Raw genomic sequence first — 17,837 nt, forward strand, 5'->3', positions numbered from 1 at the left:
CCGTGGGCGTTGGAGAATTGGTTGGGGCTGCTCCTAGTACGAGAGGACCGGAGTGGACGCACCACTGGTGTTCCGGTTGTGTCGCCAGACGCATTGCCGGGTAGCTAAGTGCGGAAGAGATAAGTGCTGAAAGCATCTAAGCACGAAACTTGCCAAGAGATGAGTTCTCCCAGATTACAAATCTGTAAGGGTTGTTTAAGACTAAGACGTAGATAGGTCTGGTGTGTAAGCGGTGCGAGCCGTTGAGCTAACAGATACTAATTGCCCGAGAGGCTTAACTATACAACGCTCAAGGGTTTTGGGTGTTGTGGTATACAAAACGAACTCAGAGAAGAAAGAGAAAGTTTTGAAGTGAATCAGCTTGTTTGGTTGTGAGCGCTAGAGATAGCGGAGCAGAGAGAAAATAGAAAAGTTATTAAAGGAATAATCCTGGCGGCGATAGAGCGGTGGTCCCACCTGACCCCATACCGAACTCAGAAGTGAAACGCCGATGCGCCGATGGTAGTGTGGGGCTTCCCCATGTGAGAGTAGGACACCGCCAGGTACTGAATGTAGAACCCCGAGCTAAATGGCTTGGGGTTTTTGTCTATGGAGTTTTGTTAAAGATTACTTTGACACTATAAGCGCGGTAGAAAGTTAGGCTGTTTTTACGTAGAGAATATATAAAAAGGAGTTTATCTCAAATATCTGGGGATAGACTCCTTTAATCTTTTTAAGAAAATAGCTTATTCCAGAAAGAACAAACAAACTCTCTTTCTTCTGCAAACGCCGAATCATCAACAATAACAGGATTTCCTAATAAGTTCAGATGATGAATTTTATTACGTAGTGTCACGTAGCAGGATTTGAGCTTTTCACATTCAGTTAGAGAAATAATGTGATACTCAGCCATTGAATCAAAGATGCGGACGTTATCAGACCATTTTGTTAATATTGGATTAGCTGGGGCATTCGCGAGCATCAGATACTGGGCGATAAATTCAATATCAGTAATACCGCCACGATCGGTTTTGATATTAAAAAAGCCGTCTTTTGTATGAGATAAATATTCGTACATTTTTTCACGCATTTCTCTTACTTCAATTTTTAGCTGATTAATATCTCTTTGAGCAGAAAGTACATTACAGCGAATTTTTTCAAATTCTGCTTTTAATTCAGTTTCACCAAAAATAGCACGGCTACGGACAAGCGCTTGCTTTTCCCAAGTCCATGCTTCATTGAGTTGATAGTTTTCAAATGCTTGAAGTGAACAGCCTAATAAGCCCGCATCGCCTGAAGGACGTAATCGCATATCAATATCGTAAAGTACGCCTGCACTGGTGTTCATACTAAAAATGCTAACAATTTTTTGAGCCAATCTTAAATAGAATTGATTGCTATCAATGGACTTCTTCCCATCAACAGTCACTCCTTCAACAGCTTGATATAAAAAGACTAAATCCAAATCAGATTTATAACCGAGTTCAATTCCGCCTAATTTGCCGTAGCCAATAACTAAAAAACCTTTTTCAGTTTTATCTACAAGATGTTCGGGGATCCCAAATCGTTGACTGACTTGTTGCCAAGCAAAATTGACAACGGCATCAATGATTGCTTCTGCCAGATAAGTGAGATGATCGCTTACTTTCATAACAGGCAATACGTCGAGAATATCGGCGGCTGCAACACGTAATAAAATGGACTGTTTGAATTGGCGTAAACCGTCAATAAATTGTTCTTCATCATCTTGCGGTAATCGCAGCATATATTGCTTCAATTCATCAGGGTACTGTGTGAACGGTAATGGATTACGTAGTGCCTCAGTATTTAGTAATTCATCGAGTAGAATAGGGTGGCGAGCCACTTGTTCGGCGATCATCTGTGATTGCGAACATAGTTCAATAAGCTGCTCAATGGCTTGAGGATTTTCTAAGAGCAATTCCAAATAAGTCGTTCTACTCGCAATTTTATCGACAATATTGAGGATGCGTGGCAATAAAGTGCGGTAATTTTTTTGTTTAAATATTTGGGTGAAGATATTTGGCAATAAGTGAGCTAAAACTTCTCGACCTCGAGAGCCAATAACCCGGCGCGCAAGCCCATCTTTAAATTGAATAAGTTTATCTAAGATATCGGAAATCGCGTCTTCATCAATGTGATTATCGACTAGCATTTGTTCAATATCATCGAGATCACCTTCTAAAAAATCAATCCACTGATTATTATCATCGTTAGGTTCATCTTTTTCTTCACCAATTAATACATCAAAAACTGACCGCACTTTTTGCTGGTGTGCCTGTAATGTTTGATAGAAATCATCCCAGTTTTCAATTGGATAAGATTTTATCGTAGCCTGATTGTTCTCATCTAAATAAGTGTATTCTCGACAAGCGACCATTAATCTAAGGCGATTTTCTTCATCTGTTGGAAGTAGTTGCGTTTGTTGGTCATCAATGGCCTGAAGCACATTTTCTGTACGTCGTAGAAAGATATAAGCTTCTCTTAATTCACGGTATTGTTGAGGCGTAATTAAACCGAGATCTCGCATTTCAGGGAGAAGTTTAAGCAATTCATGTTGTTGGAGTTTGATCTCTCGTCCACCACGAATTAGCTGAAAAACTTGTACAATAAATTCGATTTCTCGAATCCCGCCTGCGCCTAACTTAATATTGTCTTTTAAGCCACGACGACGCACTTCACGCTCAATTTTACCTTTCATTTCACGTAATGCTTGAATCACACTAAAATCAATATAACGGCGATAAACAAAGGGGCGAAGTAATTGTTGTAAGGTTTTTGCATTGGGATCTTGCTCATCTGCGCCTAAAATACGCCCTTTTATCATGGCATAGCGTTCCCAGTCTCGCCCTTGATCTTGGTAATATTGCTCCATTGCAGAAAAACTTAAGGCAAGAGCCCCGCTGCCACCAAAAGGGCGAAGGCGCATATCCGTACGATAGACAAAACCATCTGGCGTGAATTGATCTAAAGCATTGATCAGACGTTGTCCTAAACGGGTAAAAAATTTGGCGTTGTCAATGGCTCGTCTTGCACCAATGGTTTCTCCCTGTGAAGGGTAAGTAAAAATTAAATCAATATCAGAGGAGAAATTTAGTTCAAAACCACCTAATTTTCCCATGCCAAGAATATAGAGTTGCTGTGGGTTGCCATTTTCATCGCAAGGCGTGCCCATTTCTTCGCAAGCTTGTTTGTACAGCCAATCTCTCGCACCAATGATAAGGCTCTCAGCAAGTTGAGAAAGACGAATAAAAATTTCTTCTACGGTGGCAAGATTCAAGCTTTGACAGAAACTAAGTTTTGCCATTTCTTGATTACGAAAATTTCGTAGCGTTTTGTAAAGCTGTTCTTCGTTTTGGATAGTGGAGAGTTGGTCAGCTAAACGGCTAGTATAATGTTGACAATCTGAAAATTGAGGAGGTGTTTGCCACCATTGGGCTAAAAAGTGCGGTTGTTTTTTTAAGACTTTTTCCAAGAAATCAGACAGACTGATGGCATAGTTTATTTGTCCGATTGGTGTCGTGAAATCTGTCGCGTCCCGCTCGATTTGTTGGGTTATTTCATCAAGATTCATTTCAGGGAAATGTTGGCAAAGCACTTCGCCAAGTTGAATGAGTTTTTCAGTCGAAAGCGGAAGTGAAAGCGCCATAATTTACCCCTTAAAATGTTCGTCAATCTTGCGTAGTACGATTTCTTTGGCCTGTTGCGGTTGTAGACTATCTAGCCAATTTAATGGTGTTTTCCAGCCGCGTAGCCAGGTGATTTGTCGTTTGGCTAATTGTCGAGTTGCACAAATACCGCGGAAGACCATTTCTTCATGATCATAGTCACCACGTAAATATTCCCACATTTGGCGATAGCCCACACAGCGGATAGAAGGCAAATCTGGATGGAGATCTTCTCGTTGGTAGAGTTTTTCCACTTCTTCTTGGAAACCTAATTCGATCATTTTATGAAAACGTTGTTCGATACGTTGATGTAGTACCGAACGATCTTCTGGTGCAATAGCAAATTGTAAAAATTGATAAGGCAATTCTTCGCCTTTTTGTTCGGTTAATTCTGTTAATGATTTGCCCGTTAAATAGAATACTTCTAATGCACGATTAATACGCTGTGAATCATTTGGGTTGATACGCTCTGCCGAAATAGGATCAATTTTTTGTAATTCTTGATGAAGTGCTGGCCAGCCAAGTTTTTGCGCTTTTTCTTCAATCTCTAATCGTAACTTTTCATCAGCAGATGGAAGGGGGGAAAGTCCCTCAATCAATGCTTTGTAATACAACATGGTGCCGCCAACCAAAAGCGGAATTTTGCCTTGCGCGGTAATATCGGCCATTTCTCTGAGCGCATCGTCACGAAAATTCATCGCAGAATAACTTTCAGCGGGATCTAAAATATCAATTAAGCGGTGAGGGGCAAGGGCTAGTTCTTCTTTAGAAGGCTTTGCCGTACCAATATCCATACCTTTATAAATTAATGCAGAATCGACACTGATCACTTCCACTGGCAGGCTTTGACGTAATTGAATAGCAAGATCCGTTTTTCCTGAGGCCGTCGGTCCCATCAGAAAAAGTGCGGTTGGTTTGGAGTCAGTTTTTTGTGTCATATTACAAATCAGTTAAAAAGGGCTGCCAGTTAATCGGTTTCAGTAATGTATTAAATTTCTCTTGATGAGCTTTATTCAGTAAGCGTTCCGTTTCACTTAATAAGCTGACTGCATCTGCTAATACTTGAATCGGTTTCACCTCTAGCACATGACAAAGTGCGGTCAGAAAATCAGGCATATTTTCTACATGTTTAGCAAGTAGGCTCACCACACATTTTTGTAAATTTTGTGTACGTAAAACCGCAGGCACTTTGTTTAATGTGAGGCGTAGCTGGGCTTCATTTTCAATAAATTCAAAACCACTTTGTTGGAAAAAAGCTTTTTGTTTTTGCCATTGTTCAAATTGTTTTTCATCTAAGCGAAAAATAATCGGAATGAGCAATGGCTGTTGTGAAACTTCACCTTGTTGTAAGGTTAATTCATAATTTAAGGTTTGCAATTTAGCTAATGACATCAAATAAAACTGCTGATTTTGTTGTAAAAGCAATGCTTTATTTTCAATTAATGCTAATGCGCGTAAATAGCCTGTTTCACTTGTCTGTGGGAGTTGTTGTTCAACGACAGGTTTTGTTAAAACTTGAGAATTTTCCGCAGGACGTACTAATTCACCATATAAGCGTTGTTCCGTCTTTGTAGGTTGTTCGCGATAACTATATGACGGAAGGTATTTACTACGGTTTGAAAAGTGCGGTCGATTTTCCGATTGTTTTTCACGAGATTGATGATAATTTGAGGCGAAAATATTTTGCCCTGCCGCTGCACGATTGGGTTTTGTTTCATAGTGCGTTTGATACGAAGCTGAAGGCTCTCTTGCCTCATTTATCGCTGGCGCTAAATCCAATTCAGCTTGAGGAATGGCATTGAGTGCATTTGTTACACCTTGGCAGATAAAATCATGAATTAAACGCGCTTGATGGAAACGAACTTCGTGTTTTGTTGGATGCACGTTGACATCGACATCATGTGGATTGAGATCGATAAATAGCACAAATGCAGGGTATTGCTCAGTATGCAAATGCTCCGCATAAGCTTGACGAATGGCGTGGGTGATCACTTTATCGCGCACCATTCGTCCATTGATATAGCAATAGCTCAAATCATTTTGAGAACGTGTAAATTCAGGTGTCGCCACCCAGCCAGAAAGATGCAAATCATCATGTTTCCAATCAATGCGTAAGGCATGTTGCACAAAATCATCGCCACAAATGGCGGCAACACGTTTGAGCTGTTGTTCTTCATTCGTTGCAGGACGATATTGTCGAATAATTTTGCCGTTATGTGTGAGCGTAAAAGCAATATTGAATTTTGCTAAAGCAATTCGGCGAATGACTTCATCTATATGAGCAAATTCTGTTTTATCAGTGCGTAAGAATTTACGGCGAGCAGGCGTGTTGAAAAAGAGATTAGCCACTTCAACCGTTGTACCAACAGGGTGAGAAGCAGGTTTAATTGTGGTTTCCATCTCTCGCCCTTGCGCATAGACTTGCCATGCTTCATTTTGCTCTGCTGTGCGAGAGGTAAGGGTTAGACGAGAAACTGAGCTGATACTGGCAAGGGCTTCACCACGGAAACCTAAACTTAAAATGGCTTCGAGATCATCAAGATCGGCAATTTTACTGGTTGCATGTCGAGCGAGTGCGAGACTTAATTCTTCTTTAGGAATACCACTGCCATTATCTCGAATACGAATTAGGCTGGCGCCACCATTTTCAATATCAATATGAATTTTATTGGCACCGGCATCAAGGCTGTTTTCCACCAATTCTTTCACCACAGAAGCAGGGCGTTCGACCACTTCACCTGCGGCAATCTGATTAGCCAGTTGTGGAGAAAGAATTTTGATTGCCATAGGATTCCTTATTTTTCTTTAAGTTTGATTTTTTGCCCAGTCACGACTTTGCCGTTTTTCAATGTTGGATTCAGTTTTAAAAGATGATTAACCGGTACATTGTATTCACGAGAGATGGCATAGATAGTTTGATCGGCTTTCACCGTATGGTAAAGTGGGATTTCTTTCTTGCCATTATCTTTCCTCTCATTCCCTTTTGAAGAAGTGTCTTTTTTATCGTTGTCTTTTTTCTCAGGCTCTTTTTTACTCTCGGTTTTTTCTTGTTTTTTATCTTTTTTAGAAACCGCTTTTTCAGCTTCAACAATCTTGCTGTTTTTTCCTTTGTTATCGGCTTTGGCTTTATCATCTGATTTAGGTTTTTCTTCTACCTTTTTGCCTTTGCCGTTATCCGGAATTTTAATGGTTTCATTTAACCAGAGTTCTTTACGTTTTAGTTTATTTAACTCAATAATTTCACTGACTTTTACATCGTATTTGTTTGCCAGGCTACCAATGCTTTCACCTGGTTTTACTTTATGACGTACGCCGCTGTCTTTGACATCGGAAGTGCGGTCTGATTTTTCTATGTTTTTCTCTTCTTTTTTAGTTGGTTCTTCCGCTTTTTTGACTTTGCCATTATCAGGAATCTTAATGGTTTCATTTAGCCAAAGTTCTTTGCGTTTCAGTTTATTTAACTCAATGATTTCGCTGACTTTGACATCATATTTATTTGCTAGGCTACCAATGCTTTCACCTGGTTTCACTTTATGGCGAATACCGCTGTCTTTCACATCGGAAGTGCGGTCTGATTTTTCATTATTTTTGTCGTTTGATTTTGTAGATTTGCTGTCTTGCTCATCACTAGGTGGAACAGCAATCGATTTTAAATTACCATTGCGATAAGCGACTAAGCCTTCATAAATCATATAAGCAATACGACGACGATAAGCAATGGTATTCAGTTTTTGTTCTTCTTCCATATTGGAAAGGAAGCCTGTTTCCACCAGAACAGAAGGAATGTCGGGTGAACGTAATACGCCAAGGCTTGCATGTTGTGGTGTGCTGCGGCTTAATGAGGTCACGCGAGCAAAGCGACGTAAAATACTGTTGCCGAGTTCATAACCTGTGCGTTGGCTGTGACCAAATTGCAGGTCGAGTACAGTTTGATCTAAATATTTGTCATTGTTATTGGAAAGTACTTTTCCTGCACCACCTAAAAGCTCAGAGCGTTTTTCATCGTCTTCTAACCATTGACCCATTTCATCGTTGGCACGGCGATTGGATAGCACCCAAACAGATGCACCACGTTGGTCTGCATTAAGAGAGGAGTCGGCATGGATAGACACGAGAAAATTTGCTTTGTATTTACGTGCAATTTCAGAGCGTTCTGGTACAGAAATGTAGTAATCGCTACTGCGTGTTAAGACGCCTTTGAAATTAGGATCTTTATCTAATAAGGCTTTTAATTCTCGAGCAATCGAAAGGGTGACATTTTTTTCATAAATGCCGAGATTTTTTCCGATAGCACCGGGATCTTTACCGCCGTGGCCAGGATCAATAGCAATTGTCCATTGTGGGGCAGCAAATACGGTGGTAGAAATTAGAGAAAATATTCCAAAAAGAAACGAAAATTTTGCTTTCATGTAAATCAATTTTATAGTTGTGTCAGAATATGCTCGCCCACTGAGTTTTGAGCAATTAGCGTAATGTTGCGAGCATCGTCGTAATAGTCAATATTCACCAATAAATCAGCTCCAGGCAAGATACCTTCACCTTTTTCTGCCCATTCGATTAAGCAGATGCAATTTTGGCTGAAATAATCACGAATACCCATAAATTCCAATTCTTCAGGATCGGCAAGACGATATAAATCAAAGTGATAAATCATTTTTCCTGCAATGTTATATTCTTCCACTAAGGTATAAGTAGGACTTTTGACATTGCCTTGGTAGCCTAAACCTTGCACCATTCCACGAGTCAGGGTGGTTTTTCCCGCACCAAGATCGCCATTAAAATAAAGCACAATAGCGTTATCTTTCGGTTGTTTTACAAGCACTTCTGCGAGTTTTTTACCAAAACGGAGCATCGTGCCTTCATCAGGAATGTATTGGGTTAATTCGGTCATTATTAGAGTGATTTTTTAGGTTAAAGTTTCTGGGGGATTTTATCGTATTTTGAAGGGAATATGTAGGGAAAATACAATAAAAAATCCGCTGCTTTTCAGCAACGGATTAAGAATTTGGAGCGGGAAACGAGGCTCGAACTCGCGACCCCGACCTTGGCAAGGTCGTGCTCTACCAACTGAGCTATTCCCGCAGGGCATTCATGTGAAAATTTGGAGCGGGAAACGAGGCTCGAACTCGCGACCCCGACCTTGGCAAGGTCGTGCTCTACCAACTGAGCTATTCCCGCATTTCACATTGGTGAATGAGGCATCATTATACGAAAAAATTTATTCAACGCAAGCGCAGATTTCGCAAATGATTGAGTTTGCCTAAGTTTTCATCAACCCAGATTAATAAAGTGCTCACGGTAGTAAGCTAACTCTTTAATTGATTCACGAATATCATCAAGGGCTAGATGAGTATTGCCTTTTTTGAACCCGTCTAAAATTTCTGGTTTCCAGCGAGAAGCCAATTCTTTTAATGTGCTGACATCCACATGGCGATAGTGGAAATAATCCGCTAAATCAGGCATATATTTATAAAGAAAGCGTTTATCTTGTGCGATGCTGTTGCCACAAATCGGTGAAGCACCTTTCGGCACCCAGCGTTTTAAAAAATCTAATGTTTGTAATTCTGCTGCACGTTCAGTGAGTTTGCTCGCTTTAACACGGTCAACTAAGCCATTTGCTGTGTGGGTTTTTACGCACCATTCCGACATTTTGTTTAATAATTCATCACTTTGATGAACTGCAATCACAGGTCCTTCAGCTAAAATATTGAGATCTTTATCTGTCACAATGGTTGCGATTTCAATAATGCGTTCTTTTTCAGGATCTAATCCGGTCATTTCTAAATCGATCCAAATCAGATTTTGTTTATCTAATTGCATAATATAAGGTATCCTATAAACATTTTTAATCCCGTTTATTTTAACGAAAAACATCGGAAAAAACGACCGCACTTTATGAGCAAACGTAAACTAACGCAAAATCAAACTCGTCGAATTCAATCAAATAACGCGAAAGCCTTGCATCGCCACAAGAAGAAAGAAGTGGAATGGCAAGATGATATGCTAGGCGAAAGCCAAGATGGGGTAGTCGTTACGCGTTACTCAGTTCATGCAGATGTGGAAAATGCACAAGGCGAAATTTTCCGTTGTAATTTACGTCGTACACTTTCTAGTCTCGTGGTTGGAGACAAAGTGATTTGGCGACAAGGCAATGAACAGCTCCAAGGTGTGAGTGGCGTGATTGAAGCCATTCACCCAAGACAAAACGAAATTGCTCGTCCAGATTACTATGATGGGCTGAAACCAATAGCGGCCAATATCGATCGTATTATTATTGTTTCTGCGGTGGTGCCGGTACTTTCACTCAATATTATCGATCGTTATTTAGTGGTGTGTGAAAATGCGGGGATCGAACCTGTCATTGTGGTGAATAAAGGCGATTTACTGAATGCTGAGCAAGAACAGGAAGTGGAAAGCCAATTACAGATTTACCGTGATATTGGTTATCAGACCATCATCATTTCTGCTGAAACCGGAAAAAATATGGAAAAATTGACAGCACTTTTAAGTGATGGCACATCCATTTTTGTGGGGCAATCTGGGGTAGGCAAATCCAGTTTAATTAACCATATTTTACCGACAGTCAATGCACAAGTAGGCGGTATTAGTGAAACCTCAGGCTTGGGTCAACATACCACAACTTCTTCTCGTTTATATCATTTGCCACAAGGCGGCAATTTGATTGATTCACCAGGGATTCGTGAGTTTGGTTTATGGCATTTGGAGCCTGATCAAATCACCAAAGGCTATCGTGAATTTCAATATGTCTTAGGCACGTGTAAGTTCCGTGATTGTAAACATTTGAACGATCCTGGCTGTGCATTACGTGAGGCTGTTGAAGCAGGTCGGATTTCACCGATACGCTATGAGAATTATCATCGCCTCATTGAAAGCTTGAGTGAGACGAAATCACAACGCCATTTTTCTGCGTAGTATATCTTTTACTCAAATTAGGTATGCAAACGTTTAAATTTTGTGATGTAGCTCAATTTTTTTTGTGTTTTGCCTTGATTATTGGGCATTTAATAGCGATACTACCAACGATTTATAGATTAAATTGCTTAAATTTTACTATTATTAAATAGAGGTAACATTATGTTCTCAAAAGATGTAGAAATTACAGCCCCTAATGGTTTACACACCCGTCCAGCGGCGCAATTTGTTAAAGAAGCGAAAGCCTTTGCTTCTGATGTAACAGTCACTTCTGGTGGAAAAAGTGCAAGTGCGAAAAGCTTATTTAAGCTACAAACCTTAGGTTTGACGCAAGGAACTGTAATCACCATCTCGGCTGAAGGTGAAGACGAACAAAAAGCCGTTGAACATTTAGTAGCATTAATTCCTACTTTAGAATAATTGACGATAGCCACAGGATTCCTATTCTGTGGCTATTGTTTATTTAGCCTTTAATAAATTATTTCGGAATGTAAAATTATGATTACAGGTATCCCAGCATCGCCAGGTATCGTTTTTGGTAAAGCTTTAGTATTAAAAGAAGAAAAAATTGTTCTGGATTTCCAAAAAATTTCAGAAGATCAAATCGACGCAGAAGTCGCTCGTTTTTATGCGGGTCGTGAAGCTGCTGTTGAGCAACTTAATTCCATTCATCAACGCGCATTAAAATCTTTAGGTGAAGAAAAAGCGGCGATCTTTGAAGGCCATTTAATGATCCTTGAAGACGAAGAATTAGAAGAAGAAATTCTTGATTATCTTCGTTCACACAAAGTGAATGCCAGTGTCGCTGCAAGTAAAATCATTGATCAACAAGTTGAAATGTTGTCTGAAATTGATGATGAATACTTAAAAGAACGTGCGGGTGATATTCGCGATATCGGTAATCGTTTAATCAAAAATATTTTAGGCATGCATATTGTGGATCTTGGTGATATTACCGAAGAGTCCATCCTTGTGGCTTACGATTTAACCCCATCAGAAACTGCTCAATTAAACTTAGAAAAAGTATTAGGTTTTATCACGGATATTGGTGGTAGAACATCTCACACCTCAATTATGGCTCGTTCACTTGAATTGCCGGCCATTGTAGGGACAAATGATGTCACAGCGCGAGTGAATACCGGTGATTATCTTATTTTGGATGCGGTAAACAACCGTGTTTACGTGAATCCGACTCAAGCTGAAATTGATGAATTAAAAACCTTAGAAGCAAAACTCGCTGAAGAAAAAGCAGAATTAGCGAAATTAAAAGATTTACCAGCTGTGACCCTTGATGGTCATAAAGTCGATGTAGTAGCGAATATTGGTACGATTCGTGATTGCGAAGGTGCACATCGTAATGGTGCAGAAGGGGTAGGTTTATACCGTACAGAATTCCTCTTTATGGATCGTGATCAATTACCGAGCGAAGAAGAGCAATTCATTGCTTATAAAGAAGTGGTTGAAGCAATGGAAGGGCGTCTAGTGGTATTACGTACCATGGATATCGGTGGTGACAAAGAGCTTCCATATTTAAATTTACCAAAAGAAATGAACCCATTCCTTGGATGGCGAGCAGTACGTATTGCCCTTGATCGTCGTGAAATTTTACATGCACAATTAAGAGCCGTATTACGTGCGTCTGCATTTGGTAAACTTGCTGTAATGTTCCCGATGATTATTTCGGTAGAAGAAATTCGTGAATTAAAATCAGTGCTTGAAACCTTAAAAGCAGAATTGCGTGCAGAAGGTAAAGCTTTTGATGAAAACATCCAAGTGGGTGTCATGGTTGAAACACCATCTGCAGCGGTGAATGCGAAATTCTTAGCGAAAGAAGTGGATTTCTTTAGTATTGGTACAAACGATTTAACGCAATATACGCTAGCCGTTGACCGTGGTAATGAATTAATTTCTCACTTATACAATCCAATGTCTCCTTCAGTACTAGGCTTGATCAAACAAGTGATTGATGCTTCTCATGCAGAAGGTAAATGGACAGGTATGTGTGGTGAGTTAGCCGGTGATGAACGAGCAACCTTATTGTTACTCGGTATGGGCTTAGATGAATTTAGTATGAGTGCAATTTCTGTGCCACGTATTAAAAAATTAATTCGTCATGTGAATTATCAAGAGGTGAAAGCCTTAGCTGATGAAGCATTACAAAAACCAACCGCTGCTGAAATTGAGCAATTAATTCAAGCTTTTTTAGCAGAAAAATCGTTAAACTAGATACAAAAACAGAGTTTTACGTTAAAATACTAGCCATCTTTAATAGATAGGAGATTAAAATGGGCTTATTTGACAAATTATTTGGTTCAAAAGAAAACAAAACAGTGGAAGTCGAAATTTATGCGCCACTTTCTGGTGAGATTGTGAATATCGAAGATGTACCAGATGTTGTTTTCTCTGAAAAAATCGTGGGTGATGGTATCGCGATTCGCCCAACAGGTAACAAAATTGTGGCGCCTGTTGATGGTGTAATTGGTAAAATTTTTGAAACCAACCATGCGTTTTCAATGGAATCAAAAGAGGGTGTTGAATTATTCGTTCACTTCGGTATTGATACCGTTGAATTAAAAGGTGAAGGATTCACTCGCATCGCACACGAAGGTCAAAGCGTAAAACGCGGCGACACAGTAATCGAATTTGATTTAGCAACATTAGAGTCAAAAGCAAAATCAGTTTTAACACCAGTTGTTATCTCTAACATGGATGAAATTTCATCTATCGAGAAAAAATCGGGTGAAGTGATTGCTGGAGAATCTGTTGTTTTAAGTTTAACAAAATAAGATTTACTGACTAAAAGATCCGCTTTAAATGAGCGGATTTTTTTATCCTTATTCTTTTTAAAGAAGGTAAAAATGATTTATCGATTAACTGGCCAAGTACAGCATTATGCTTGGGGCGGAAAAAACTATATTGCATCATTGATTGGATTAAATTCAGCGAAAGATCAACCTTGTGCGGAGTGGTGGTTAGGCGCACATCCATCAGCACCTTCTGAAATTGAGAATGTAACAGGTAAACAATCCCTTATTGAATTTTTATCGAAAAATCCGACCGCACTTGGGCAAGCTAGCCGCCAGCAATTTGGTGATGAACTCCCTTATTTATTAAAGATTTTAGATGTTGAAAAGCCGTTGTCGATTCAATTGCATCCAACTAAAGCGCAAGCTGAAAAGGGCTTTGAGGCTGAGAATGCAAAAGGCGTGGTATTAACAGACGGTACGCGGACTTATAAAGATCGAAATCACAAACCAGAAATGATGATTGCTTTATCTGATTTCTGGCTTTTACATGGTTTTAAAACAAAATCTCAAATTCTTGCCACATTAAATGCACGCCCCTCTTTGCAACCTTTGGCTGAAAAACTAAGCACACAAAGCCTTGCTGAATTTTATGCGGATGTAATGTTGGCGGATCAATCAACGCTCGCAAATTGGCTATTACCTATTATTGAAGCTAATCAACAGCCTTATAAAAATGGTGAGTTGACGCTACATAATCCTGATTATTGGATGCTTTATACCATGGAAGCCATGGCAATTTTGCCTGAAAAATTAGATGCCGGCTTGGTGTGTTTTTATCTCTTTAATATTGTGCATTTAAAAGAAGGAGAGGGCATTTTCCAAGATGCGGGTATTCCTCATGCTTACCTTCGCGGACAAAACGTGGAGTTAATGGCCTGTTCCGATAATGTGATTCGTGGTGGCTTAACACCAAAATATGTCGATATTGTCGAATTATTAAAAATTGTGGATTGTCGTGAAGTAACACCTCAAATTATCTCAGCAGCACCTCAAAATCAGTCAGAATTTACTTATAAAACGCCAGTAAAAGATTTTGCTTTAGCTCAAATTCGTATTGAACCAGAACAGCATACTAAAGTGAATCTTCAAAGTGCAGGTATTTTTTTGGTGATGCAAGGCGAGCTAAAAACACAAGAAAAATCAGCCGCACTTACCTTAAAACAAGGTGAATCAGCATTCATTACAGCGGATTCTAATGTTGAAATAATGAGTGAAAAAGGCGGTTATGCCTTCTTGGCAAAATTGCCATAAAAATTAATGTGATAAGTATCACGATTTGTGAACTTATCACTAGATTAGTCGAAGATTTTAGGTATAGTGGGCGTCATTCAGGCGCCCTTTTTTATGTGTCTAAATTGCATTGGGAGTTTTTATGTCGTTGCCTCGCTATTTTGAAAATCCGCAAACCTTGCATGTGAATACCACACCTCATCATGCTTATTTTATTCCTTTTTCTTCAGCAGAAAGTGCGGTCAAAAAGAGACGAGAATTTTCCCCTTATTTTACCTTACTAAATGGCGAATGGGATTTTGCTTATTTTGAAAGCTATACTCACTTGCCTCAAGATTTCCTTCATATTTCATTTACAGATAAAATCCCCGTTCCTTCAAATTGGCAAAATCATGGTTACGATAATCATCAATATACCAACGTAAATTATCCTTTCCCTTTTGATCCGCCTTATGTGCCCATTGAGAATCCTTGTGGTTTGTATCATCGCGTTTTTAATGTTGAAATCAATGCCGAAAAACGGTATCTCTTAAATTTTGAAGGGGTAGACAGCTGCTTATTTGTCTATGTGAATCACCAATTTGTAGGCTACAGCCAAATTAGTCATTGCACTAGCGAATTTGATATTACTGACTTTTTGCAACAAGGGAAAAATCACTTACATGTTCTCGTGTTGAAATGGTGTGATGGCAGTTATTTGGAAGATCAAGACAAATTCCGAATGTCCGGCATTTTTCGAGATGTTTATCTGTTAGCGCGAGAAAGAAATTACTTACAAGATTTCTTCATTCAAACACAATTTAATCAAGACCTTACCAAGGCTCAATTGTATGTAATCTGCCAGTTTGCAGAATGCGAACAATCCATTTCTTGGCAATTATTTGATCCTCAAGGCAAATTGATAATTGAACAAAAAGGGCATGCATTTCATGATGAAATTGAAAACGCCCAATTATGGCATGCTGAGAACCCATGTTTATACACGTTGATTTTGCAATATGGATCAGAAGTGATTTGCCAAAAGGTTGGCTTGCGTCATATCGAAGTGAAGAATGGCGTAATGTTATTTAATGGGCAAGCGATTCAGTTTAAAGGCATTAATCGTCACGATAGTGATCCGAAAACCGGTTATGCCATCAGCCGCGAACAAGCATTGCAAGATTTACGCGTAATGAAACAGCATAATTTTAATGCCATTCGCACAGCGCATTATCCTAATGCACCTTGGTTTACTGAATTGTGTGATGAATATGGTTTTTATGTGATTGCGGAAAGTGATATTGAATCGCACGGTACGAATGCAGTCTATGTGGAGTCGCCAGAAACAAGTATTTTGTTAGGGGTAAAAACAGAGATTGATCATGAAGCAATTCGTCAAAAAACAATCGACAATTATTGCTATATGGCTCGAAGCCCTGAATTTAATCAAGCCATTTTAGACCGCACTTATGCCAATGTTGAGCGAGATAAAAATCGTCCTTCTATTGTGATTTGGTCATTGGGAAATGAAAGTGGCTACGGCGAGAACTTTGAGCAAGCTGCCGCTTGGGTGAAACAGCGCGATTCAAGTCGCTTAGTGCATTATGAAAATGCGATCTTTCAACATTCAGCCCATCAAAATGACACATCCAATTTAGATTTTCATAGCGAAATGTATACCAGTACGGAAGAATTGGATGCTTATTTTGCCGATGCCCAAAATCAAAAGCCGTATCTTTTCTGTGAATATTTGCATGCGATGGGGAATTCTTGCGGAGACACAGAAGATTATTTCCAAGCGATGGAACGATATGCAGGCGCTTGTGGTGGCTTTGTGTGGGAGTGGTGCAATCATTCCCCTTATTTGCCAAATTCAAGCAAGATGGGCTATGGCGGAGATTTTAATGACATACCGAATGACGGTAATTTTTGTGCTGATGGATTGGTGACGGCAGACCGTCAAATTCAAAGCAATTTGTTGGAATACAAGAATGTGTATCGTCCAATTCGCGCTGCATTAAAAAATGGTCATGTTGAATTCAAAAATTATTTGGATTTTACGGATGCGGCAGAGGCTATTTCGATTCATTATCAAATCACCGAGGATTTTTCGGTTGTACAAGAAGGCCAAATTGAGAATTTAAAAATAGCACCAAAATCAACCGCTCTTTTGCCTTTACCATTGCCAGCAAGTAACGGTTCATTACAAGTTTTAACATTGACCTATTATCAAAAAACAGAAACGGGCTTGATTCCCCGAGGGCACAGTTTAGGATTTGATCAGATTATTTTGTCGGAGCAACCTCATTTATTCGCTGATGAGCTCAAATCAAATCTCCAACCGATTTCTGTTTCAGAACATGCCAATTTAATTTTAGTTAAAGTGGCAGATATTGAATACCAGTTTGATCAATATAAAGGCACTATTCAACAAATTCGCAAAGCGGGCGAGCCGTGGTTGAATCAAGCTGCCGATTTTAATATTTGGCGAGCGCCTTTAGATAATGATAGTTTAATGAAAGCACATTGGCTTGCAGCAGGTTACGATCGTGCGACGAGTCGAGTCTATGATTACCGTGTAACTGAGCAGGAAAGTGCGGTTGAAATTACCTTTAAATTAGGATTGGTTGCCGTATCAAAAGCGCGAATTCTGACATTGCATGTGGTGTATCGTATTGAGCAAAATGGATTACTTCGCATCAATATTCATGCTGAAAAACAACCGCACTTGCCATTCTTACCACGCTTTGGTTTGCGTTTCTTCCTTAATCAAGGATTTAACCAAGTGGAGTATGTAGGCTATGGTCCAACGGAAAGTTATCTAGATAAACATCACGCCACGGCTTTCGGTCGTTATAAGACAATACCAGAAAGTAATCATGTACCTTATTTAAAGCCGCAAGAAAATGGCAGTCACTATGGTTGTCGTGAAGTGAAGGTGGCGAATTCGGCTGATTGTTTTATCGTGCAAAGTCATGTGCCTTTTAGCATGAATGTTTCGCCTTATTCTCAAGAAGAATTGGGCAGTAAAAAGCACCAATATGATTTGGAGAAAAGTGGCAGTACGATCTTGTGTGTGGATTATAAAATGAGTGGGGTAGGATCCAACTCTTGTGGACCTGTATTAAAAGAACAATATCGTTTGAATGAAACGGAGTGGGATTGGTCGATCTCGCTACAAATTAACTAAGATGAAATAAAAAAGTGCGGTTGAAATTAACCG

Annotated in this window: 12 protein-coding genes, 2 tRNA genes and 2 rRNA genes; 8 read left to right on the forward strand and 8 right to left on the reverse strand. The window is 39.5% G+C overall.

The annotated features are described in order from the left end of the window. Positions 1–282: ribosomal RNA gene (locus tag A9500_RS00005) — 23S ribosomal RNA — on the forward strand; the annotation flags it as partial. Positions 283–428: 146 nt separating this feature from the next. Further along, positions 429–544, forward strand: a 5S ribosomal RNA gene (rrf, locus tag A9500_RS00010). A gap of 168 nt (positions 545–712) precedes the next feature. Here rrf and glnE read toward each other — a convergent pair. The 8 genes from glnE to orn form a co-directional block, all read right to left on the reverse strand. Continuing rightward, positions 713–3,646: a bifunctional [glutamate--ammonia ligase]-adenylyl-L-tyrosine phosphorylase/[glutamate--ammonia-ligase] adenylyltransferase gene (gene glnE, locus A9500_RS00015; protein ID WP_083180169.1), complete on the reverse strand. Its 2,934-nt coding sequence runs from the start codon at positions 3,644–3,646 to the stop codon at positions 713–715. Between the two features lie 3 nt (positions 3,647–3,649). Continuing rightward, the gene (gene miaA, locus A9500_RS00020) at positions 3,650–4,603 is read right to left on the reverse strand and encodes a tRNA (adenosine(37)-N6)-dimethylallyltransferase MiaA (RefSeq protein ID WP_065243436.1); all 954 of its coding nucleotides are present in this window, start codon (positions 4,601–4,603) and stop codon (positions 3,650–3,652) included. Position 4,604: 1 nt separating this feature from the next. Beyond that, complete coding sequence (mutL, locus tag A9500_RS00025) at positions 4,605–6,452, reverse strand: DNA mismatch repair endonuclease MutL (RefSeq protein WP_065243437.1); 1,848 nt, start codon at positions 6,450–6,452, stop codon at positions 4,605–4,607. 8 nt (positions 6,453–6,460) lie between these two features. Further along, positions 6,461–8,074, reverse strand: coding sequence for an N-acetylmuramoyl-L-alanine amidase (locus A9500_RS00030; RefSeq protein WP_065243438.1), 1,614 nt, complete (start codon positions 8,072–8,074; stop codon positions 6,461–6,463). Positions 8,075–8,085: 11 nt separating this feature from the next. Next, positions 8,086–8,556, reverse strand: a complete 471-nt coding sequence (gene tsaE / locus A9500_RS00035; protein ID WP_065243439.1) for a tRNA (adenosine(37)-N6)-threonylcarbamoyltransferase complex ATPase subunit type 1 TsaE — start codon at positions 8,554–8,556, stop codon at positions 8,086–8,088. A 115-nt stretch (positions 8,557–8,671) separates the two neighbouring features. Then, positions 8,672–8,747 (reverse strand) — tRNA-Gly (locus tag A9500_RS00040). A gap of 20 nt (positions 8,748–8,767) precedes the next feature. Continuing rightward, positions 8,768–8,843 (reverse strand) — tRNA-Gly (locus A9500_RS00045). Positions 8,844–8,936: 93 nt separating this feature from the next. Further along, positions 8,937–9,485 carry an oligoribonuclease gene (gene orn / locus A9500_RS00050; RefSeq protein WP_049370207.1) on the reverse strand — a complete coding sequence of 183 codons (549 nt, stop codon included), beginning with the start codon at positions 9,483–9,485 and terminating at the stop codon, positions 8,937–8,939. A gap of 75 nt (positions 9,486–9,560) precedes the next feature. Here orn and rsgA point away from each other — a divergent pair, with 75 nt between their 5' ends. From rsgA to A9500_RS00080, 6 genes are all read left to right on the forward strand, one after another. Further along, positions 9,561–10,598: a small ribosomal subunit biogenesis GTPase RsgA gene (gene rsgA, locus A9500_RS00055; RefSeq protein WP_054418540.1), complete on the forward strand. Its 1,038-nt coding sequence runs from the start codon at positions 9,561–9,563 to the stop codon at positions 10,596–10,598. 162 nt (positions 10,599–10,760) lie between these two features. Beyond that, entirely contained in the window at positions 10,761–11,018 is a 258-nt protein-coding gene (ptsH, locus tag A9500_RS00060) for a phosphocarrier protein Hpr (protein ID WP_065243440.1), read from the forward strand. A gap of 78 nt (positions 11,019–11,096) precedes the next feature. Next, positions 11,097–12,824, forward strand: coding sequence for a phosphoenolpyruvate-protein phosphotransferase PtsI (ptsI, locus tag A9500_RS00065; protein ID WP_065243441.1), 1,728 nt, complete (start codon positions 11,097–11,099; stop codon positions 12,822–12,824). Positions 12,825–12,883: 59 nt separating this feature from the next. Next, positions 12,884–13,384, forward strand: coding sequence for a PTS glucose transporter subunit IIA (gene crr / locus A9500_RS00070; RefSeq protein WP_049374055.1), 501 nt, complete (start codon positions 12,884–12,886; stop codon positions 13,382–13,384). Between the two features lie 72 nt (positions 13,385–13,456). Next, complete coding sequence (manA, locus tag A9500_RS00075; protein WP_065243442.1) at positions 13,457–14,656, forward strand: mannose-6-phosphate isomerase, class I; 1,200 nt, start codon at positions 13,457–13,459, stop codon at positions 14,654–14,656. Between the two features lie 121 nt (positions 14,657–14,777). Beyond that, a complete protein-coding gene (locus tag A9500_RS00080) occupies positions 14,778–17,804 on the forward strand; it encodes a glycoside hydrolase family 2 TIM barrel-domain containing protein (RefSeq protein ID WP_065243443.1) in 3,027 nt (1,008 codons plus the stop codon). The last annotated feature ends 33 nt before the right edge of the window (positions 17,805–17,837 follow it).

Origin of the sequence: Haemophilus sp. CCUG 60358 (assembly GCF_001679485.1) — a bacterium.
Lineage (GTDB): Bacteria > Pseudomonadota > Gammaproteobacteria > Enterobacterales > Pasteurellaceae > Haemophilus_D.